Source organism: Actibacterium sp., assembly GCF_055134745.1.
The window spans coordinates 88,233-109,809 of the sequence record NZ_JBSRVX010000010.1 but is presented as its reverse complement, the minus strand read 5'-3'; the positions used below and the strand labels follow the sequence as shown (position 1 = coordinate 109,809).

Here is a 21,577-nt window from a genome sequence, read left to right as displayed (position 1 = left end):
ACAGCTTGTCGATGTGACGACCCAGGGTCTCGGTGCAGCGCGCCGCATCTCGGCCGCGCACGGCCATCTCGACCCGGCGCCCCGCGCCTTCGTCGCTGAGCGAGAGGCCGTCGATGTGGAAGCCGCGACGTTCGACGAGGCCGATCAGACGCTGGAGCGAACCGTCGGCGCGATCGATGTCATAACACAGGTTGACCAGCAGATCGACCTGCCCCATCCGGGCCAGCAGGTTGAAGATATAAATGCCAATCCCGGATCCAACCAACCCGCCAGCCAGAAGAACCGATCCCATCTTCAGATCGACCGTCTTTCGTCGAAGGTGGGCCAGCACGCCCGATACGGAGGAGGCAACGATCTGGTTGGCGCCGGTGGCAACGGCAACCGCAGGCGGGATGCCGATGAAAAACAAAAGCGGCGTGATCAGAAATCCGCCGCCGACGCCGAACATGCCCGAAAGAACGCCCACAATCCCCCCAAGCCCCAGAAGAAGGAACAGATTGACCGATACATCGGCAATGGGAAGATAAAGCTGCATGATTCATTCCTAAACCCGGCGCTGCGGCTGGGCAAAGGCCAAAGTGGGCGGGCGCGCCTTAATCCTTGTGGGATGCGCCGATTTGCCGGGACAACGCCTTGTTCATGACGATTGCGTCAACTGCCGCCCCGCCCGGACGATGGTAATAGCTGCGCCTGACACCGGATTGACCAAAGCCCGCGCGGCGGTAAAGGGCGATTGCCGCCAGATTGTCGGCTGCGACTTCCAGAAAGGCGGTGGCGGCTGCGTGCTGGCGCGCGTGCGTTTCAAAGGCTGTCAGCAGTTCGCGTCCCAGACCGCAACGGCGATGATCGGGATGCACGGCCAGCGTCAAAAGCTCTGCCTCGCCCGCGATGGCGCGGCCCAGTGCAAAGCCGGTTTCATTCCCTGTCAGGAAGACGCCGGGGCCTTGCAGCATTGCCGTGAATTCGGCTGCGTTCCAAGGGCGCGGCGTGACAAAGCACAAGGCATGCAGGGCGGCCAGCATATCGGGTGTCACGGCAATATCACCGGGGGGCGATCCGCGCTGGGGGCGGCATCCGCGCCGCGAATGTAAAGCGGTGCGGGGCGCGGCGCGGTCGGGCTGGCGCGCCGGGCGGCGATGCGGGCAACAGCCTGCGCCACAGGCCATTGCGGGGCCAGGGCGGGCCCGCCAGTCATCATGGTATAGATGTCTGCCTGATGGCCTATGCACGCCAGGCCGGTATCGACCAGTTCGGCGGGAAAGGCGTCGGGCGAAATCACGGCGGGCGGCGCAATGTATTCGCGACAATAGGCATAGGATTGCCCGCGTCGGGCATCCACACAGGCCAGAATGGGCCGGTCATTGCCAAATGTCAGCACGTCGAAGGCGGAAACGCCCATCGCCGGTATGTTCAGCGACAGGGCCAGCCCGCGCGCCGCCGAAACCGCGATACGGATGCCGGTAAAATTGCCCGGCCCAACGCCCACGCCCAGACCAGACAGATCGCTCCAGCTGGCACCGGCCTGTGCCAGCAGATCCTGCAGCAACGGGAACAGGCGTTCGGCCTGACCCTTGGTCATGTCTTCATGCGCATGTGCCAATACCTGGTCGCCCGATAGCAAAGCGGCCGCGCAATGCGCGGCCGATGTATCAAAGCCCAGAACAAGTTGTTCAGGCGGCAACGGGCCGCACCTCGGTCACTTCGGGGATGTAATGACGCAGCAGGTTCTCGATTCCCATTTTCAGGGTCAGCGTCGAAGACGGGCAGCCGGCGCAGGCGCCTTGCATATGCAGATAGACCACGCCGCGTTCAAACCCGTGAAAGGTGATATCACCGCCATCCTGTGCCACGGCAGGCCGCACACGGGTATCCAGCAACTGCTTGATCTGGCTGACGATCTCGCTGTCTTCGCCGTGATCGTGATCGGTATGGCCCGCGGGGGCGGCCTCGCCCTGCATCACCGGCTGGCCGGATTGGTAATGTTCCATGATCGCGCCCAGCAAAGCGGGTTTGATATGATCCCATTCGGTCGCGTCGTCTTTGGTGACAGTTACGAAATCATTGCCGAAAAACACGCCACGCACGCCTGCCACTGCAAACAGGCGCGTTGCCAACGGTGACACCGCCGCAGCCTCGGGTGTGAGGAAATCGGCGGTTCCGGCCTCTAACACAGCCTGACCGGGCAGAAATTTCAGCGTGGCCGGGTTTGGTGTGGATTCGGTTTGAATGAACATGGCGACTTTCCTTACTGGATAGGTCGGATATGCCCCTTGGGGCGACGAAAGTCAATAATTGGAACTATTCTAAATTACTCATGTAACCGCTTCCAGCCGCTCCTTGGACAGATCGCCCGGCACGATGGTCAGTGGCACCGGCAGGCTGCCCGCGCTTTTGATCATCTGCGAAATAAGCGGGCCTGGGCCCTTTTTGTCGCTGGCCGCACCCAGCACCAGAACCCCGATCGACGGATCGTCGCGGACCTGAGCCAGGATTTCATCGACGGGCTCGCCTTCACGGATGACCAGTTCAGGGTCGATCTGATGGCGGTCGCGCATCCATTTGGCGAAGACCTGATAATGGGCCTCGATCCGGTCGCGGGCCTCGTCGCGCATCAGATCACCGACACCAAGCCAGTGATTGAACTCTTCGGGGGGGATCACCGATATGATCAGCACGCCGCCGCCCGTGTTCTGTGCGCGCATCGCGGCGAAGCGCATCGCGTTCAGGCATTCGCGGCTGTCATCCAGAACGACAAGGAATTTACGCATGTTCCACCCCTTTGTGCAGCGATGATGGACGAGGCCGCATCGTTAGGCAACTGCCGCCTGCAAAGATGCAGAACGCCCCCGGCGGCAAACCGGGGGCGCGGACGCAATCGACGGGGTGTTCGACAGGCGTCGGCTCTTGCGGGGGCGGATCGGGGAAGATCACACCGGGCTTGGGGAAAAGCTACTGACCCCCGGGGCAGGCCAATGGACAGACGACCGGCCAAAGACAAGCTAGCCGCTTGACGAAACCTTTTGGTGACGGTTTCGATTCCGTTTCGTGAAGATCAGCGCGCCCGTTCCGCCAGCAGCGCGGGAATATCCAGCGGGGCGTTGTGCATCGCCAATGAGCCATCCTTATTGCGCGGCCATTCCGGTTCCGGCCGGTCGCGATACAGTTCCACGCCATTGCCATCGGGGTCATGCAAATAAACGGCTTCGCTTACCCCGTGGTCGGCGGCCCCATCCAGTGCGATACCCGCCGCCAGAACCCGTGCCACCGCATCGCCCAGTTGTGCGCGGTCCGGATACAGAAAGGCTGTGTGATACAGGCCGGTATGCCCTGCGGGCGGCGGTGTGCCCCCCCGGCTTTCCCAGGTGTTCAGGCCGATGTGATGGTGATAGCCACCTGCCGACAGGAACGCGGCCTGGCTGCCATAGCGTTGCACCAGCTCGAACCCCAGCACACCGGAATAAAATCCGATGGCGCGCTCCAGATCGGCAACTTTCAGATGGATATGCCCGATGCGGGTGTCGGGATGGACAGGATTGGACATGATGAACCCTCTTGGATGATGTATCCAAGATAGGCCTGTGCACGAAGTCGCGAAAGTGCCCTAAAATGCAGGTGAATCGTTCTTTTTTGCACAGAATGGGGCGGGGTGCTCAGCGCGCCCGCACCATCCCCACGATATCGAATGTCCGTTCCAGGATCGGCGTGGCGATGGTGCGGGCGCGGTCGGCACCTTCGCCCAGCAGGCGGTCGATTTCCGCCGGGTCGGCCATCAGTCGGGCCATTTCGCCCGATATCGGGGCCAGCTTGTCCACGGCCAGATCGGCCAGCGCCGGTTTGAACCGGCCCCAGCCCGCGCCGGCATATTCGGCGATCACTGCGTCATGCGTCATGTCGGACAGCGCGGCATAGATATCGACCAGGTTGCGGGCCTCGGGGCGGTCTTTCAGCGCGCCATAGGTATCGGGCAGGGCATCGGGATCGGTGCGGGCCTTTTTGAACTTTTTGGAAATCGTGTCGGCATCATCGGTCATGTTGATGCGTTCCATATCGCTTTCACCCGATTTGGACATCTTCTTGGTGCCATCGCGCAGGTTCATCACCCGTGTCGCCGGGCCTTCGATTACCGGTTCGGGCAGGGGAAAGAAATCGGGTACCTTATAGTCATGGTTGAACTTTGCCGCGATATCGCGGGTCAGTTCGACATGCTGTTTCTGGTCCTCGCCCACCGGCACATGGGTGGCGTGATACAGCAGAATATCGGCCGCCATCAGCGACGGATAGGCAAACAGGCCCAATGATTCCTTTTCGGCGTTCTTGCCGGCCTTTTCCTTCCACTGGGTCATGCGGTTCATCCAGCCCATGCGGGCCACGCAATTCAGCAGCCAGGCCAGTTCGGCATGGCCGGACACCTGGCTTTGGTTGAACAGGATGGATTGTGCCGGATCTATCCCGGCGGCCAGATAGCCCGCCGCCACCTCGCGCGTGGCGTGGCGCAGATCTGTGGGGTCTTGCCAGACGGTGATCGCGTGCAGATCGACGACGCAGAACATGGTTTCGACACCCTGGCCCTGGGCGGCCACGAAACGCTTGATCGCGCCCAGATAATTGCCCAGCGTCAGCCCGCCAGACGGTTTGATGCCCGAAAAGACGCGGGGCGTATGGGGGGTGGCGGTCATGATGCGCTCTCCGTCTGGAAATCCTGCTGTGGTTCGCTTACCCATGGCGGAACAGCCCGTCAACCAGAGGCCCGACATGCACCGTGATCCCGACGCTTCCCCGATCAACCCGATCCCGCCGGTCATCTGGCTGCTGGTCGCGCCTGTGGCGCTGATCGAACTGGCCTTCAACGCGGGCGCGCGCGGATTTGTCGGCGGTCCGGGGGCCGTCGGCTGGCGCCTGTCGGCGGTGCAGGATTATGCGTTTTCGGGCGCGGTGCTGGATTGGATGCTGGCCAGCGGGGTGTTTCCGCCATCGCAAATGCTGCGGTTCGTGACCTATCCCTTTGTGCATGGCAGCTTTACCCATGCGGTATTCGTCGTGGTCTTCCTGCTGGCGCTGGGCAAGATGGTGGCCGAAGTGTTTCGGCCCTGGGCGGTTCTGGCGGTGTTTTTCGGGGCGTCAATCATGGGGGCGCTCGCTTATGGGGTGTTGCTGAACGACCCGGCGCCGTTGCTGGGGGGCTATCCCGGCGTCTATGGGATGATCGGGGCCTTCACCTTCTTGCTGTGGGTGCGGCTGGGGATGACTGGCGACAACCAGTATCGTGCCTTCAGCCTGATTGCCGCTTTGCTGGGGATACAGCTGCTGTTCGGCGTGATCTTTGGCGGCAGCCGTGATTGGGTCGCCGATCTGGCTGGCTTCGTTACGGGGTTCGGGCTGTCATTCATTGTCAGCCCCGGCGGCTGGGCGCGGGCGGTGGCGCGGCTGCGCAGACGCTAGCGCCGCATTGCCGACCGCAGATCGGCCCGCCGCATACCACCCAGGGCGATCACCAAAAGCGCATAAATGGTCATGCCCGCCACGACCAGCGCTGCCAGCGCCAGATAGCGTTGGCCGGGTGCCGCCAGCGGTGCCGCCAGCAAGACCTGCAGACCATACAGCCCTGCCCCCATCAGCAAAGAGGCCAGCAAAACGCGCGGCAGGCGATCCTTCAGGCGGGCGTCTAACTGTGCCGCCTCGCCCATGGTGCGGGTGCCCCACCACAATTGGGCCACCATGACCCATCCCGCGACGGTCGTGCCTAGGGCCGCCGCAATAAAGCCGATGAAGGGGGCCAGGCCCACCGCCACCACCGCATTCACCACCATTGATATCAGCGCGAACCGGAAGGGCGTGCGGGTGTCTTCACGTGCGAAATAAAGTGGTTGCAGCACCTTTTGCAGAACAAAGGCTGGCAGGCCCGCGCCGTAAACCGCCAGCGTCTGGGCGGTAAAGATCGTGTCTGTCGGGCCGAACGCCCCACGTTCGAACAGAACACCGATCAGCGGCACCGGAATCACCATCAGCGCAATGGCGGCAGGCAGCGTCAGCGCCAGGCTGAATTCCGTGGCGCGGTTATAGGCATAGCGGCCGCCGACCGTATCCATGGCCTTCAGGCGGCGTGAAATATCGGGCAACAACACGATACCAATGGCAATGCCGACCACCCCCAGCGGCAGTTGATACAGCCGGTCCGCATAGTTCAGCCAGGCGATCGCCCCGTCAAAGAAACTGCCCACCTGGCGACCCACCAGAAGGTTGATCTGCACCACGCCACCGGCCAGAACGGCCGGCCCGGCAATGATCAGCAGCCGGCGCATGTCGGGCGTCAGGCGCGGGCGGCGCAGGCGCAGCGGATAACCCATGCGCGCCGCCGCAATCCAGACCAGCGTGGCCTGGGCAAACCCGGTGATCGGCGTGGCCCAGGACAGCGTCAGCGCCATGTCCCAGCCACGATCATGCGCAATCAGCATGGCCGCGATGAAGAATACGTTCAGCAGGACCGGCGCCGCCGCCGCCGCAATGAAACGCCCGCCCGCATTCAGCACGCCGGACAAAAGCGCGGCAAGCGAGATGAACAGGATATAGGGAAAGGTGATCCGCCCATAGAGCACGGCCAGATCAAAGCGTTCATCGCCCGCAAAACCGCTGGCCATGGCCAGAACAAGCCAGGGCATGGCCGCCATGGCGATCAGGCTGACCAGCAGGACGGTCGCCGCGAGTCCTGCGAATGCGTCTTCGGCAAAACGGCGCGGGTCTTCGCCAGCTTCATATTTCTTGGAGAACATCGGCACGAAGGCGGTGTTGAACGCGCCTTCGGCAAAAAAGCGGCGAAAGGTATTGGGCAAAGAGAAGGCGACCAGAAACGCCTCGGCCACTGGGCCGGTGCCCAGATAGGCGGCGATCAGTACATCGCGGGCAAAGCCCACCACACGGCTGGCCAGGGTCCAGCCGCCCACGGTCAGGAACCCCGACATCAGCCGTACGGGCTTCATTGCGCGCGCGCCCGCTCGTCGCCGGCATTGATGGCCGCGATCAGTTTCTTTTCCAGCGCGGCCTGTTTCGAGGCCGAATGCAGCTTCAGCCCGAACATGTCCTTGACATAGAAGCTGTCCACGACCTGCGCGCCGAAGGTCGCGATCACGGCAGAGGATATATAGATATTGCTGCGCGCCAGAACGCGGGTCAGATCATAGAGCAGACCAGGACGGTCGCGGGTGTCGACCTCGATAATGGTGAAGATCTCGGATCCTTCATTGTCGAAGGTGATGGTTGTCGGAAAGCGGAAGCCGCGCTCGCGTTTGGGCATCTTGTCGCGATCGACAAGCTTTTCGCGCGGGGCAACCTCGCCGCGCAGGGTCTTGGAGATCATCTGGCGCAGGCGGGGCAGGCGGCTGGTTTCATAGGGCGCGCCTTCGGCATCCTGTATCCAGAAAACGGCGGTGGCATAGCCATCTTTGGATGTATAGGTGCGCGCATCGACCACATTGGCGCCCACCAGCGCCAACGCGCCCGCCAGGCGTGAAAATATCCCCGCGTGATCGGCCAGTGCGAAACAGGCGCGTGTGGCATCGCGATCGGTGTCCTGTTTCAGGTCGATCCGGATTTCCGTGTCCGAGATCCCGCGCAGCAATTCGGCGAACACCACCTGGGTGGCGGTTGGCAGACCTTGCCAATAGGGTCCGTAATGGCGCGCGATCTCGGCGCGCAGGTCTTTCTTGTCCCAGCCGGCCAGCGCTTCGCGCAGGGCTTTCTTAGCTTCGGTTTCGCGCGCTTCGCGGTTCAGGGCTTCCATCCCGTTTTCCAGCGCGTTTTCGGTTTCGCGATACAGATTGCGCAGCAACTGGGCCTTCCAGTTGTTCCAGGTGTTGGGGCCCACGCCGCGAATGTCGCACACTGTCAATACCGTCAGCAGGTCAAGCCGCGCCTTGGTTTTTACCAGCTTGGCAAAGCCGCGCACGGTGCGCGGATCGGATATGTCGCGCTTCTGCGCCATGTCTGACATCAGCAGATGATAGCGCACCAGCCATTCCACCGTTTCGCATTCGGCCGGCTTCAGACCCAGTCGGGGTGCGACCCGCCGCGCGATCTGGGCACCGAGAACCGAGTGATCCTCTTTACGGCCTTTGCCGATATCGTGAAGCAACAGCGCGACATAGAGTATCTTGCGGTTTATCCCCGCCTTTACGATCCGGTCGGCAATCGGCAACTCTTCGGCCAAGTCGCCCTGTTCGATCTGGTTCAGGACCGTGATGCACTGGATGATATGTTCGTCGACCGTATAGTGGTGATAGACGTTGAACTGCATCATGGCGACGATCGGTTCGAATTCAGGGATGAAGGCAGATAATACCCCCAATTCGTTCATGCGCCGCAGCGCGCGCCCCGGATCACCATGTTTCAGCATCAGATCAAGGAAGATGCGCTGAGCTTCCTTGTCGGTGCGCATCGCATCGTCGATCAGGTGCAGGTTTGCCGCGACAAGCCGCATCGCATCGGGGTGAATAAGCGTGCCCGTGCGCAGGCCTTCCTCGAAGATGCGCAATATGTTCAGCCGGTCGTTGAAGAAGGTCTTTTCATCTGCCACGTCCAGGCGGTTCTGGACGATGCGATAGCCTTCCTTTGCCTTGCGCCTGCGACGGAACAGACCGATCAGCGCGGGCTCTTTCTTGACATGGCTGGCTTCAAGCGCGGTCAGAAAAATGCGGGTCAATTCGCCGACATGGGTGGCGTGGCGGAAATAGTCCTGCATGAAATGTTCGACCGCACGTCGCCCGCCATGGTCGATATAGCCCATGCGATCGGCCACTTCGACTTGCAGGTCAAAGGTCAACTGATCCATCGCCCGCCCAGCGATCAGATGCAGATGGCAGCGTACCGCCCACAGGAAGTTTTCCGCGCTGTCAAATTCGCGAATTTCCTTTGGGGTGAACATGCCAAGGCTGACCAATGCGCCGCTGGTATCGACCCGGTGAATATATTTCGCGATCCAGAACAGTGACTGAAGGTCGCGCAGCCCGCCCTTGCCTTCCTTGACATTGGGTTCCAGCATGTAACGCTGGCCGCCCTGCTTGCGATGGCGTTCGGCGCGTTCCTCTAGCTTGGCTTCCACAAAATCGGCGGCGGTGGTGCTGAACAATTCGGTCCACAGCCTGTCTTTCAACTCGGATGTCAGCGGCTGGTCGCCGCCCAGATATCGCAGCTCCAGCAGGGCTGTGCGGATCGTATAGTCTTCGCGCCCCAGGCGCAGGCAATCGCGGATCGTGCGGCTGGCATGCCCTACCTTCAGACGAAGGTCCCACAGGATATACAGCATGGATTCGATCACGCTTTCGGCCCAGGGGGTAATCTTGTAGGGGGTCAGGAACAGCAGATCGACATCGGAATGCGGCGCCATTTCGCCGCGGCCATAACCGCCAACAGCCAATACCGCCAGGCGCTCTCCGCCGGTGGGGGTGTTCAGCGGATGTAACCGGCTAACGACATAGTCGAGTGTCGCGCGCACGATCCCGTCGGTGAGATAGGAGTATGACCGAGCAAGCTCGCGCGCGGCCAGCGGGCGGGCCGTAAAGGCCTTTTGCATGGCCGTGTTCCCGGCCTCGCGCGCCTGTGACAAGATGGCGACAGCCGCCGCCCGGCGTTGGCGATCATCCTCGGCCGAGGTGGAGGCGGCAATCAGCTTTTGCGTGATCAGCCCGGTGTCGAAAATATCCTGCGCCGGGCAAATGAGGTTGTCCGGTTGCGGGGCGGCAGTAACAGGGAGGGCCGGGTCAGAAACCGGGGCCGCCGAAACTTCTTGGGGCAGGGTCAATCACAACTACCTGATTATTGCGGATTTCCGCGACTGCGAGGCCGCGCTCGTTCGTGCCGTTTGCCAACAGGCGGAATACGCCATTCACCCCCGCGAAACCGGCGCCTTGCGTCAGGGCCGTTGTGGTCAGGGCATCGGCCTTGCCCTGTTTGACCAGCGCACCGATGGCGGCGATCCCATCATAGGCCAGACCGCTGATGGGCAGAGGTGCCGCACCATAGGCCATTTGATAGCGTGATCCGAATTGCGATTGCAGCGCCGGATCGGGCAGGGCAAACCATCCGCCCTGAACACCGGGCAATGCCAGCGTCGAGGGTGGAATATCCCAGCGGGTCAGACCGACAAAGCGGGTGATCGCCGGGTCAATGCCATTTTCGACAAGAAGCTGCGACAGCAACGGCAGGGCACCGGCCGTATCGGCCGTAAAGAAAATGGTGTCCGTGCCGGTTGTCCTGACCAGATCGGCGATGGTGGGCACGGCTTCAATGACACCGTTTTGCGAAAATTCATATGACGCGATGCCGGTCGAGGTCGATCCGGCGGCAAGAATGGCCTGTGCGATGGCATCGCGTCCCATCTGGCCGGCCACGGTATTGTCATGCACGGTCAGCACGCGGTTGCGGCCCTGCGCGGCGGCATACCGCACCAGCCTGTTTGCAGTGTTTTCAAACGTGGGGCCCAGAACAAAGACATTGCCCCCCGCGATCGCGGCATTGTTGGAAAAGGCCAGAACATTGACGCCGCGCCCCGCGACAGCCTTGCCCACGGCATTGGCGGATTGCGCATAAACCGGACCGAGTATGATTTTCGCACCATCCCGAACGGCCTCTGTCGCCACGGCGGCGGCCTGTGCGGGGCTGGCGGCGGTGTTATAGACCCGCAAATCTATCTGCACATCGCCGAGATCCGCAATCGCCAGGCGTGCCGCATTTTCAAGGCTTGCCGCGATCAGATCATCTCCGGGCTGCCCCGACCCCCCCGGCACCAGAAGCGCAACGGGCACCGCATTGCGGGTATTGATCATAGGGCCACTGCTGCCAAGCGGCGCACCATCACAGGCGGCGACGATGACAAGCGCGGCAATAGCGGCAAGCGGCTTGCGGACAATGCGGAAAACGGCGAACATGAACACTTCTCTCTGAATAGGGGCGCTACTCGTCAAACTCGGCCCGAACCTATGCGGTTCCATGCCCCAAGTAAATGTCGGACAGGACAGGAAACCCAAGGTGAAGATCGAAATTGCCCCCCTGGCCGCCGGCCTGTATTTTGTCGCAACCCCGATCGGCGCGGCCCGTGACATTACATTGCGCGCGCTCGACATCCTGGCCTCGGTCGATGTGATCGCGGCTGAAGACACGCGCACGGCCAGGCACCTGATGCGCATTCATGGCATTGTCGTCGGGGACAGGCCCATCATGGCCTATCACGATCATTCAGGCCCTGCCGAACGGGACAGGATCCTGAACCATATCGCCGCCGGGAAATCCGTGGCCTATGTCAGCGAGGCCGGAACCCCCCTTCTGGCCGATCCGGGCTATCGGCTGGGCCGGGCGGTAATCGCCGCAGGTTTCACGGTGACAAGCGCGCCGGGCCCTTCGGCCTTGCTGGCGGCGCTGACCGTTTCCGGCCTGCCCAGCGACAGGGTGCTGTTCGCCGGGTTTGCCCCCACCACCCGCACTGCGCGGCGGGCGTGGATCACCGAACTGGCCGAATGCCAGGCGACGCTGGCAATCTATGAAAGCCCCAAGCGCATTAATGGATTATTAGGTGATTTGGTGAATTGTCTGGGGGAAGAGCGAGAGGCAGCAATCTGTCGGGAATTAACCAAGAAGTTCGAAGAAGTATTGCGCGGAAGCCTGGCCATGTTGCAACAGGATCTGGCGGACCGGACCCTGAAGGGGGAAATCGTGGTGCTTGTCGACCGTGCCCCGCAGGCCATCGCGGATGAGGACATGATGAACAAGGCTTTGGCGCGGGCGCTGATGAACAACACGGTCAAGGATGCGGCCGCTGAGGTTGCCAAGGCCCTTAACCTGCCCAAGCGCCAAGTTTACCAAGCGGCGCTGAAACTGGAGCGTGACGGATGAGCGGAACTGTATCATATCATGCGGGGCGTGCCGCAGAAGACAGTGTAGCGCGTAATTATGTCGGGCGTGGATTTGTCATCGACAAGTGCCGCTGGCGCGGGGCCGGTGGTGAAATCGATCTTATCGCCCGGCATGGCGATGCGTTGATCTTCGTCGAGGTCAAGAAGAGCAAAAGCTTCGCCCGTGCCGCCGAACGCGTAAGCCGCCGCCAGATGGAACGGATCATGATGGCGGCCAGTGAATTTGTCGCCGGAGAACCAAAGGGGCAATTGACGGAGATGCGTTTCGATGTGGCGCTGGTCGATGGCGGGGGTGGTATCCAGATCCTGGAGAATGCCTTCGCGGCCTGAGTGAAGTTCCCATTGCAACCCCGTTCTGGTCGGGTCATGTAGTTCCCTGTATTGGCAGGGGGGTATCTTATGTCGCTGAAAGTCGCCATTCAGATGGATCCGATCGGTCCGATCAATATCGATGCCGACAGCACCTTTCGTATCGCTGAAGAGGCGCAGAAGCGCGGACATCAACTGTTTTATTACACGCCTGACCGGTTGTTCTGGGAAGACGGGCGGGTCAAGGCGCGTGGGTGGCCGTTGAGTGTACGGCGTGTCAAGGGCGATCACTTCACGCTGGGCGCAGAGGCCGAGATTGATCTGGGCGAGTGGGATGTGGTCTGGCTGCGCCAGGATCCGCCCTTCGACATGGGCTATATCACCACTACCCATCTGTTGGAGCGCATTCACCCCAGGACGCTGGTCGTCAACGATCCGTTCTGGGTGCGCAATTTCCCGGAAAAGCTGCTGGTGCTGCAGTTTCTGGATCTTATTCCGCCGACAATGATCGCGCGCGATCTGGCGACGATCCGGGCCTTCAAGCAGGCACATGGCGATATCATCCTCAAGCCGCTTTACGGAAATGGCGGTGCAGGTGTGTTCCGGCTGGATCCGAATGACCGCAATCTGGCTTCGCTGCATGAAATGTTCACAGGCATGAGCCGCGAGCCGCTGATCGTTCAGAAATTCCTGCCCGATGTCAGCAAGGGGGACAAGCGGGTGATTCTGGTGAATGGCGAGCCTGTCGGAGCGATCAACCGTGTGCCGCAGGTGGGTGAAACGCGGTCGAACATGCATGTGGGCGGTCGGCCGGAAAAGGTTACACTGACCCCGCGGGATCTGGAGATCTGCGCCGCCATCGGCCCGACCCTGCGCGATCACGGCCAGATATTCGTCGGCATTGATATCATCGGCAATTACCTGACAGAGATCAACGTGACCTCACCCACCGGCATTCAGGAACTGGAGCGTTTTGACGGGACCAATTCTGCCGAACGCATCTGGCAGGTGATCGAGGCGAAGCGCGCCGAATGACGGCAGCCTTGCCTTCTGTCTGACCAGGGTCATCGCAAAGGGGCCCTGTCGTCAGTCGGGCCTGAAAGCCAGCCGGAAACTTGCCGCTTCGGCGACATGGGGGCGGCATACATCATGCGAGCCATCCAGATCGGCGATGGTGCGGGCCACGCGCAGGATGCGATGATAGCCGCGCGCAGACAGGCCAAACCGTTCGGCGACGCGGGTCAGCAATTCGCGGCCCTCGGTGTCGGGCGCGGCGATCTGTTCCAGCAGGCGGCCTTCGACATCGGCGTTGGTTCGGATGGGGCCATAATCGGCAAAGCGCCGGGCCTGGGTTTCGCGGGCGCGGGCGACCCGGGCGGCGACCTGGGCGCTGGTGTCACCTGTTTCGGGCAGGTCCAGATCCGTGAAGGCCACCGGGGGAACTTCGATCCGAAGGTCGATCCGATCCATCAGCGGGCCGGAAATGCGCCCCATGTAATCCTGGCCGCACAGCGGGACGCGCGCGCAGGCGCGCGACGGATCGGCCAGATGGCCGCATTTGCAAGGATTGGCTGCGGCAACCAGCAGGAAACGGCAGGGATAGCGCATATGGGCATTGGCGCGGGCAACGACGATTTCCCCGGTTTCAATGGGCTGGCGCAGCGTTTCCAGCACGCCGCGGGGGAATTCCGGAAATTCATCCAGAAACAGCACGCCGTTATGCGCCAGGCTGATTTCGCCGGGTTTTGCGCCTCGGCCGCCGCCGACGATGGCAGCCATAGACGCGGTGTGATGCGGTTCGCGAAACGGGCGGCTGCGTGAAATGCCCCCTTCCGAAAGCAGCCCCGAAAGCGAATGGATCATCGAGGTTTCCAGCGCTTCGGCGGGTGTCAGCGGGGGCAGGATGCCGGGCATACGCGCGGCCAGCATTGATTTGCCGGAGCCAGGTGCGCCGACCATCAGCATGTGATGCCGTCCGGCAGCCGCGATTTCCAGCGCCCGCTTGGCGCGTTCCTGCCCCTTGACATCGCGCAGGTCGCGCATCTGGCCATTGGTTATGACCTCGCCGGGTTCGGCGGCGGGCATCACGGATTGGCCGGTATAATGGCGCAGCACCTCGGCCAGCGACCCGGCGGCCAGAACCTGGGTTGCGCCCACCCAGGCGGCCTCGGGGCCGCAGGCGCGCGGGCACAGCAATATCCGGTCGGCCTCGGCGGCGGCCATCGCGGCGGGCAGGGCGCCGACCACCGCGATCAAGGATCCATCCAGTGACATTTCGCCTAATGATACTGTCTGTTCGACCGCATCCACCGGCACGACATCAAGCGCGGCCAGCAGGGCCAGCGCGATGGGCAGGTCGAAATGCGACCCTTCCTTGGGCATGTCGGCGGGGGACAGGTTGACGGTGATGCGTTTCGAGGGCAGCGCCAGCGCCATGGCCGACAGGGCCGCGCGCACCCGATCGCGGGCTTCGGAAACGGCCTTGTCCGGCAGGCCGACGATCGAAAAGGCCGGAAGGCCGGGGGTGACGGCGCACTGCACCTCGACCAGGCGCGCCTCGACCCCTTCAAACGCCACCGTATAGGTGCGAGCGACCATGCCTGCCTCTTTTCCGTTTGATTAACGGCTAGGACAGCAGAGTTTACGAATCGTTAACGGGCGGGGGATCATTTGCGGTGCAAGCCCTTTGCATGGTCGCAAACCTGTCCATGTCGCCTGAACAGCATGACAGGAGCCAAAAAAATTTAATGTCCTGGCAACTTTTTGTGAACTGGACCCGTTTCTCTTTCGTAACGGTAAGGAAATCGGCACAGTCATGTCGATGCTAATGGTCGGGGGCGACGATGGCACAGGCCCAGAACAGTGACAGCTTTATCATACGCCGGGCGATGCGCGCCGAGCTTCTGGACGCGGAAACCGAGTTGCAACTGGCATTCGCGTGGCGCGACCGGCGCGACGAGGTCGCCCTGCACCGGCTGATCAATGCCTATATGCGGCTGGCGATTTCGATGGCGATGAAATTCCGCCGCTATGGCGCGCCGATGAACGATCTGATCCAGGAAGCCGGTCTGGGCCTTATGAAGGCCGCCGACAAGTTCGACCCTGACCGGGGCGTGCGTTTTTCGACCTATGCGGTGTGGTGGATCAAGGCCAGCATACAGGATTATGTCATGCGCAACTGGTCGATGGTGCGCACCGGATCGACATCTTCGCAGAAATCCCTGTTTTTCAATATGCGTCGGGTTCAGGCCCAGCTGGAACGCGAGGCCAGCGCCCGGGGCGAAGTGCTTGACGGCTATCAGTTGCGCGAGCGTATCGCCTCTGAGGTCGGCGTATCACTGGCTGATGTGGAAATGATGCAGGGGCGCATGGCGGGGGCGGATTTTTCGTTGAATGCGGTGCAATCATCGGATGACACGGGGCGCGAATGGATCGAGGCGCTGGAAGATGACAGCACGCAGGCCGCTGATCTGGTGCAGCGCAATCATGATTCCGCCATATTGCGCGGCTGGCTTTTAAAGGCCATGTCCGCATTGAACGAGCGCGAGCGATACATCCTGCATCATCGCAAACTGCGCGATGATCCGCGCACCCTGGAAAGTCTGGGCCAGGAAATGGGCCTGTCAAAAGAGCGCGTGCGCCAGTTGGAGGCAGGGGCCTTTGCCAAGATGCGCCGCCATCTGCAGGACCAGTCAGACGAGGTTCGCGCGCTGCTGTGACGCGCTACATCTTGGCGCAGACTTGTGCGACGCGCTGTCGCGTCCTAGACATTGGGCGAAACCTTGAAAGGGTCGCCCATGCTGGCAGGAAAGTACATCCTTCTGATTATCGGCGGCGGCGTTGCCGCGTTCAAGTCGCTGGACCTTATCCGGCGGCTGCGTGAACGCGGGGCAACGGTCACGCCGGTTTTGACCGGTGCGGCGCAGCAGTTTGTCACGCCGCTGTCGGCATCGGCGCTTGCCGCGCAAAAGGTGTATCTTGATCTCTTCGATCTGACGGATGAGGCCGAGATGGGCCATATTGAGCTGTCGCGCGTCGCCGATCTGGTTGTCGTGGCCCCGGCCACCGCCGATCTGATGGGCAAGATGGCAAACGGGTTGGCGGATGATCTGGCATCCACCCTGTTGCTGGCAACGGACAAGCGGGTGCTGGTGGCGCCCGCGATGAATGTGCGGATGTGGCAGCACCCGGCGACGCAGCGCAATGTGGCCGCACTGCGGGGTGATGGCATCCTGTTTGTCGGTCCAGATGACGGGCATATGGCCTGCGGCGAATTCGGGCCGGGCCGGATGGCCGAACCGCTGGCCATCGTGGCGGCGGTGGAATCGGCGCTGACCGATGGCCCGCTGAAGGGGCGGCGCATCATCGTGACATCCGGCCCTACGCATGAACCGATCGACCCGGTGCGCTATATCGCCAATCGGTCATCGGGGGCGCAGGGCACGGCGCTGGCGCGCGCGCTGTCAGCGCTGGGCGCGGATGTGGTGTTCATTACCGGCCCGGCCGATGTGGCCCCGCCGGAGGGGGTGCAGGTTGAAAAGGTGCAGACCGCGGCGCAGATGATGGCGGCGGTGCAGGCGGCATTGCCCGCAGATGCGGCGGTGTTCGCGGCGGCTGTGGCCGACTGGCACGTGGCCAATGGATCGGGCAGCAAGATCAAGAAGGACGGCCGCGGTGCTATTCCGGCACTGCGCCTGACCGAGAATGCCGATATCCTGGCCACTGTCAGCCAGATGACGCAAGGCCGCCCGGCGCTGGTCGTGGGCTTTGCCGCCGAAACCGATGATGTGATCGCACATGCCACGGCCAAACGTGTGCGCAAGGGCTGTGACTGGATCGTGGCCAACGATGTATCGCCCGAGACCGGCATCATGGGCGGCACGGAAAACGCGGTGACGGTGATATCGGCAGACGGGGCCGAAACCTGGCCGCGTATGGCCAAGGATCAGGTGGCAAACCGGCTGGCGGCGAAGATTGCGCAGGCGCTGACATGAGCCCCGTGATCCGCATCCTGTGGGAAGACTGGGCCGATACCGGGCTGGCGTTGCCATCTTATGAAACCACCGGTGCCGCTGGGGCCGATATCCGCGCCAACCTGCCGCCCGATATCCGCGCCGAGGGGTTCACGCTGGAACCAATGCAACGGCGGATCGCGCCCACCGGCATTCGCGTGGAAATTCCCCAAGGGTATGAGGTGCAGATAAGGCCCCGGTCGGGGCTGGCGCTGAAGCATGGGATCACCCTGCCCAATACGCCCGGCACGATCGACAGCGATTATCGCGGGCCGCTGGGGGTTCTGCTGATCAATCTGGGTGATGTGCCTTATGTTGTGGGCCATGGCGACCGGATTGCGCAACTGATCGTGGCGCCGGTGGTGCAGGCGGGGTTCACGGTGGTGGGTGCGCTGGGCGATACCGCGCGCGGGCAGGGCGGGTTCGGATCGACCGGGCGGGGATGATGGGGGATGCGCGCATCTGGGCCGGTGTTACGGTCATCGTGGTGCTGGTGGCCGGATACTGGGCGCTGTTGCGCCTGCTGCGCAAACAGGCGCGACCGGTGGTGCAGGCCACCCAAGGCACCTTCAGCCCGGCAGAGCTGGACCGCTATGCCCGCCACATTGTGCTGCGAGAGGTCGGCGGACCGGGGCAAAAGCGGCTGAAGGCGGCGCGGGTGCTGGTGGTGGGCGCGGGCGGGCTGGGATCGCCTGCGTTGCTGTATCTGGCCGCCGCAGGTGTGGGAACCATCGGTGTGATCGACGATGACGTGGTCGACGCCAGCAACCTGCAACGCCAGATCATCCACAGCGATGACCGGATCGGGATGCCCAAGGTGTTTTCCGCCAAGGCGGCGATGCTGGCGCTGAACCCGTTTGTTACCGTGCGCCCCTATCACCGCAGGCTGCAGGAAGGTGAGTCGGAAACACTGTTCAGCGAGTATAATCTGATCCTGGACGGGTCGGATAATTTCGAAACGCGCTATCTGGTCAATGCCGTGGCTGCGCGTCTGGGCAAGCCGCTGATCGCGGCGGCGATTACCCAGTGGGAAGGGCAGATCAGCCTGTATCATCCGGCCAGCGGCGCGCCCTGTTATCAATGCCTGTTCCCGCAGGCGCCCGCGCCGGGGCTGGCCCCAAGCTGTGCCGAGGCGGGCGTGATGGGCGCGCTGCCCGGTGTGGTGGGGGCGATGATGGCGGTCGAGGCAATCAAGGAAATCACCGGCGCGGGGCAATCGCTGCGCGGGCGGTTGCTGATTTATGATGCGCTTTACGGTGAAAACCGGTCCATCGGCATTGCGCCGCGTGTGGATTGCCCGGTTTGCGGGCCCGGCGAGGTCTGAAGCCTGCGGCGCGAGTATTTGCACCAAGGTGATAGGGCATGGCTGGACCTTTGGCGGTGCCGTGCCTAGCTTGGCCAGTGAAGGAGATTTTCATGACAAATGCCCTGCTGTCGGACTGGTCCACGCCGTTTGGCCTGCCCCCGTTTGATGCGATCAAGGATGCCGATTTCGCGCCCGCCTTTGATGCCGCGATGGATCAGGCACGCGCCGAGATTGCGGCGATTGCAGATAATCCCGCGGCACCGACATTCACCAATACCATCGAGGCGCTGGAACTGGCCGGGGAGCGGCTGGACCGGATGCTGGGCGTGTTTTATGCGCTGGCGGGCACCGACAGCAACGAGGCGCGCGAGGCCTTGCAGCGCGCGTTTGCGCCGAAACTGTCGGCCTATTCGTCCGAGATTACCCTGAATGCGGGGCTGTTTGAACGTATAGAGGCCCTGTGGCAGGGGCGCGATGCGCTGGGCCTGACACCGGAACAGGCACGGGTTCTGATGCTGACCCGGCGCGGGTTTGTGCGGGCGGGGGCGCAGGTGCAGGGGGCAGGGCGTGACCGGTTGACGGCGGTCAAGTCGCGGCTGGCGGTGTTGGGCACGCAGTTCAGCCAGAATCTGCTGGGTGATGAGCGCGACTGGTTCATGGAATTGTCCGATGCCGATCTGGCGGGGTTGCCCGATTTTGTGGTGACGGCGGCGCGGGCCGCGGGGCAGGACAAGGGGCTGGCCGGGCCGGTTATCACCTTGTCGCGGTCGATCATCGTGCCGTTCCTGCAGTTTTCAACCCGGCGCGATTTGCGCGAACGGGCCCGGCGGGCCTGGGTGGCGCGCGGTGCCAATGGCGGGCAGACCGATAACCGCGCGATTGCGGCCGAGATTCTAACGCTGCGCCATGAGCGGGCGCAATTGCTGGGCTATGCCGATTTCGCGTCGTACAAGTTGGAAACCGAAATGGCGGGCACGCCCGGGCGGGTGCGCGATCTGCTGATGCAGGTCTGGGCACCGGCCAAGGCGGCGGCGCAGGCCGATGCCGCCGTGCTGGAGCAGATGATGCACGCCGATGGTGTCAACGCGCGGCTGGAGCCCTGGGACTGGCGGTTCTATTCCGAAAAGCGCCGCAGGGCCGAGCATGATCTGGATGAGGCGGCGATCAAACCCTATCTGCAACTGGACCGGATGATCGAGGCGGCCTTTGACGTGGCGCATCGGTTGTTCGGGCTGGACTTCGCGCCGCTGGATGTGCCGCTGTATCACCCTGATGCCCGCGCCTGGGAGGTGACGCGGGGCGGGCGCCACATGGCGGTGTTCATCGGCGACTATTTCGCGCGGGGATCGAAACGCTCGGGCGCCTGGTGTTCGGCCAGCCGGTCACAGCGCAAGCTGGGCGGGGAGGTGCGGCCCATCGTGCATAACGTGTGCAACTTTGCCAAACCGGCAGCGGGGCAGCCCGCACTGTTGTCTTATGACGATGCGCGCACGCTGTTTCATGAATTCGGGCATGCGCTGCATCAGATGCTGTCGGATGTCACCTATCCGTCGATTTCGGGCACATCGGTGGCGCGTGATTTTGTCGAATTGCCAAGTCAGTTGTATGAACACTGGCTGGAGGTGCCGCAGGTTCTGGCGCAGTTTGCCACCCATGCCGAAACCGGTGCGCCGATGCCGCGCGACATGCTGGAACGGCTGTTGGCGGCCGCGACCTATGACATGGGGTTTCAGACGGTGGAATATGTGGCGTCGGCCATGGTCGATCTGGCGTTTCACGAAGGGGCGCCGCCTGCCGATCCGATGGTGGCACAGGCGCAGGTTCTGGAGCAGATGGGCATGCCGCATGCAATCGGGATGCGCCATGCCACGCCGCATTTCGCGCATGTGTTTTCGGGCGATGGCTATTCGGCGGGGTATTACAGTTACATGTGGTCCGAGGTGATGGATGCCGACGCCTTTGCTGCCTTTGAAGAGGCGGGCGGGCCGTTCGACGCGGCCACGGCCAAGCGGCTGGAGCGGTTCATTCTGTCGGCAGGCGGATCAGCGGAGGCAGAGGTTCTGTATACCGAATTCCGGGGGCGAATGCCGGGGGTTCAGGCCTTGTTGAAGGGGCGCGGGCTGGCGGGGGCGGCTTAGACATGGCTTAGCGTGCCGGATCCTTATGGATGATTACGTCGGCATTGGGATAGGCGGCGATAATGGCGCGTTTCAGGGCGGCGCCGATGGCATGGGCCTGTGTAAGGCTTTGATCGCCGTCCAGTTCGATATGCAGGTTCACGAACAGTTTGCTGCCCGCGGTGCGGGTTTGCAGATCGTGAAAGCCATACACGCCTGGCCAGGTGCCGGCGATCTTTTCGATGCCCGCGATTACAGCGGGATCGGCGGCGCGATCCATCAGCGCATTCCAGGCGCCGCGCCCGATGCCAAAGGCCCCCACGGCCAGCATCAGCGCGGCGCCAATGGCCACGACGCTGTCCAGCCGTTCAAACCCGAATTGCGCCGAGGCCCACAGCGCGGCGATCGCCCCCAGATTAGGGATCAGATCGCCCAGGTAGTGCATCTGGTCGGCCTGAACGATGCGGTTGCCGGTGCGACGGGTAACGCGGCGCTGCCATAGAACCAGACAGAGGGTCATCACGATCGAAACCCCCATCACCACGATCCCGTGGCCTTCGGCCATAAGGGGGGCGGGGGTGTCCTGGGTCAGGCGGCGCACGGCAGCCCAGCCGATAACCCCGGCTGATGCGAAGATGAACAGCGCCTGGCCCAGCGCCGCCAGATCCTCGGCCGAAGAATGTCCGAAGGTGTGGTCGTCGTCGGGGGGGCGCGCAGCATAGATGATCGCGCCCAGCCCGCCCAGCGAGATCATGAGATCCAGCGCCGAATCGGTCAGCGATGCCGCCACCGAAAGAGATTGGGTCTGCGCCAATGCCCAAAGTTTCAGCGCCACCAGCGCTAATGCCACCGTGACCGAGGCCAACCCGGCCGAAATGTTCATGAAGGTCGAGTTCTGCGACACGATACTGGCCTGATCCGCGAGCTTTGCCTTGG

Annotated in this window: 20 protein-coding genes and 1 pseudogene; 9 read left to right on the top strand and 12 right to left on the bottom strand. The window is 62.6% G+C overall.

Annotated elements, in window-relative coordinates; translation table 11 throughout:
* From ACTCHC_RS02185 to trpS, 7 genes are all read right to left on the bottom strand, one after another.
* Positions 1–535: TSUP family transporter (locus ACTCHC_RS02185; protein ID WP_463020808.1), on the bottom strand; the 535-nt coding region annotated here is incomplete at its 3' end.
* A 58-nt stretch (positions 536–593) separates the two neighbouring features.
* Complete coding sequence (gene rimI, locus ACTCHC_RS02180; RefSeq protein WP_463020807.1) at positions 594–1,034, bottom strand: ribosomal protein S18-alanine N-acetyltransferase; 441 nt, start codon at positions 1,032–1,034, stop codon at positions 594–596.
* Positions 1,031–1,681, bottom strand: coding sequence for a tRNA (adenosine(37)-N6)-threonylcarbamoyltransferase complex dimerization subunit type 1 TsaB (gene tsaB, locus ACTCHC_RS02175; RefSeq protein ID WP_463020806.1), 651 nt, complete (start codon positions 1,679–1,681; stop codon positions 1,031–1,033). Before tsaB ends, rimI begins: the two co-directional genes overlap by 4 nt.
* Positions 1,671–2,234, bottom strand: a complete 564-nt coding sequence (locus tag ACTCHC_RS02170; RefSeq protein WP_463020805.1) for a NifU family protein — start codon at positions 2,232–2,234, stop codon at positions 1,671–1,673. The genes tsaB and ACTCHC_RS02170 overlap by 11 nt, the downstream gene beginning before the upstream one ends.
* Positions 2,235–2,312: 78 nt before the next feature.
* A complete protein-coding gene (locus ACTCHC_RS02165; protein WP_463020804.1) occupies positions 2,313–2,768 on the bottom strand; it encodes a universal stress protein in 456 nt (151 codons plus the stop codon).
* Between the two features lie 284 nt (positions 2,769–3,052).
* Positions 3,053–3,541: a VOC family protein gene (locus ACTCHC_RS02160; RefSeq protein ID WP_463020803.1), complete on the bottom strand. Its 489-nt coding sequence runs from the start codon at positions 3,539–3,541 to the stop codon at positions 3,053–3,055.
* 109 nt (positions 3,542–3,650) lie between these two features.
* Positions 3,651–4,676, bottom strand: a complete 1,026-nt coding sequence (gene trpS, locus ACTCHC_RS02155) for a tryptophan--tRNA ligase (RefSeq protein WP_463020802.1) — start codon at positions 4,674–4,676, stop codon at positions 3,651–3,653.
* 76 nt (positions 4,677–4,752) lie between these two features.
* On the opposite strand from trpS, the gene ACTCHC_RS02150 reads away from it, so the two are divergent.
* Positions 4,753–5,439, top strand: coding sequence for a rhomboid family intramembrane serine protease (locus ACTCHC_RS02150; RefSeq protein WP_463020801.1), 687 nt, complete (start codon positions 4,753–4,755; stop codon positions 5,437–5,439).
* Here the strand turns inward: ACTCHC_RS02150 and murJ are convergent.
* From murJ to ACTCHC_RS02135, 3 genes are read right to left on the bottom strand one after another with little or no spacing between them, the layout of a single operon-like run.
* Complete coding sequence (gene murJ, locus ACTCHC_RS02145; protein WP_463020800.1) at positions 5,436–6,974, bottom strand: murein biosynthesis integral membrane protein MurJ; 1,539 nt, start codon at positions 6,972–6,974, stop codon at positions 5,436–5,438. The genes ACTCHC_RS02150 and murJ overlap by 4 nt on opposite strands.
* On the bottom strand, positions 6,971–9,790 hold the full coding sequence (locus ACTCHC_RS02140; RefSeq protein WP_463020799.1) for a [protein-PII] uridylyltransferase: 2,820 nt from the start codon (positions 9,788–9,790) through the stop codon (positions 6,971–6,973). Before ACTCHC_RS02140 ends, murJ begins: the two co-directional genes overlap by 4 nt.
* Positions 9,750–10,916: a penicillin-binding protein activator gene (locus ACTCHC_RS02135; protein ID WP_463020798.1), complete on the bottom strand. Its 1,167-nt coding sequence runs from the start codon at positions 10,914–10,916 to the stop codon at positions 9,750–9,752. The genes ACTCHC_RS02140 and ACTCHC_RS02135 overlap by 41 nt, the downstream gene beginning before the upstream one ends.
* A gap of 61 nt (positions 10,917–10,977) precedes the next feature.
* On the opposite strand from ACTCHC_RS02135, the gene rsmI reads away from it, so the two are divergent.
* The 3 genes from rsmI (at position 10,978) to gshB (ending at position 13,241) form a co-directional block, all read left to right on the top strand.
* A complete protein-coding gene (rsmI, locus tag ACTCHC_RS02130) occupies positions 10,978–11,877 on the top strand; it encodes a 16S rRNA (cytidine(1402)-2'-O)-methyltransferase (RefSeq protein WP_463020797.1) in 900 nt (299 codons plus the stop codon).
* A complete protein-coding gene (locus ACTCHC_RS02125) occupies positions 11,874–12,227 on the top strand; it encodes a YraN family protein (protein WP_463020796.1) in 354 nt (117 codons plus the stop codon). Before rsmI ends, ACTCHC_RS02125 begins: the two co-directional genes overlap by 4 nt.
* A gap of 69 nt (positions 12,228–12,296) precedes the next feature.
* The gene (gene gshB, locus ACTCHC_RS02120; RefSeq protein ID WP_463020795.1) at positions 12,297–13,241 is read left to right on the top strand and encodes a glutathione synthase; all 945 of its coding nucleotides are present in this window, start codon (positions 12,297–12,299) and stop codon (positions 13,239–13,241) included.
* Between the two features lie 51 nt (positions 13,242–13,292).
* On the opposite strand, the gene ACTCHC_RS02115 is transcribed toward gshB, so the two are convergent.
* Positions 13,293–14,804 (bottom strand): YifB family Mg chelatase-like AAA ATPase, encoded by a 1,512-nt coding sequence (locus tag ACTCHC_RS02115; protein ID WP_463020794.1) that lies wholly within the window; start codon positions 14,802–14,804, stop codon positions 13,293–13,295.
* Positions 14,805–15,049: 245 nt separating this feature from the next.
* Between ACTCHC_RS02115 and ACTCHC_RS02110 the strand changes: the two genes are divergently transcribed.
* From ACTCHC_RS02110 to ACTCHC_RS02090, 5 genes and pseudogenes are all read left to right on the top strand, one after another.
* Complete coding sequence (locus ACTCHC_RS02110; RefSeq protein ID WP_463020793.1) at positions 15,050–15,925, top strand: RNA polymerase factor sigma-32; 876 nt, start codon at positions 15,050–15,052, stop codon at positions 15,923–15,925.
* Positions 15,926–16,003: 78 nt separating this feature from the next.
* Positions 16,004–17,200, top strand: coding sequence for a bifunctional phosphopantothenoylcysteine decarboxylase/phosphopantothenate--cysteine ligase CoaBC (gene coaBC, locus ACTCHC_RS02105; protein ID WP_463020792.1), 1,197 nt, complete (start codon positions 16,004–16,006; stop codon positions 17,198–17,200).
* Positions 17,197–17,664, top strand: coding sequence for a dUTP diphosphatase (gene dut / locus ACTCHC_RS02100; protein WP_463020791.1), 468 nt, complete (start codon positions 17,197–17,199; stop codon positions 17,662–17,664). Before coaBC ends, dut begins: the two co-directional genes overlap by 4 nt.
* Positions 17,652–18,542 (top strand): annotated as a pseudogene (locus ACTCHC_RS02095) (HesA/MoeB/ThiF family protein); the annotation flags it as partial. The gene dut and the pseudogene ACTCHC_RS02095, both read left to right, overlap by 13 nt.
* A 92-nt stretch (positions 18,543–18,634) precedes the next feature.
* Entirely contained in the window at positions 18,635–20,662 is a 2,028-nt protein-coding gene (locus ACTCHC_RS02090) for a M3 family metallopeptidase (RefSeq protein WP_463020790.1), read from the top strand.
* A gap of 7 nt (positions 20,663–20,669) precedes the next feature.
* On the opposite strand, the gene ACTCHC_RS02085 is transcribed toward ACTCHC_RS02090, so the two are convergent.
* Positions 20,670–21,524: a cation diffusion facilitator family transporter gene (locus ACTCHC_RS02085; protein ID WP_463020812.1), complete on the bottom strand. Its 855-nt coding sequence runs from the start codon at positions 21,522–21,524 to the stop codon at positions 20,670–20,672.
* Between the last annotated feature and the right edge of the window lie 53 nt (positions 21,525–21,577).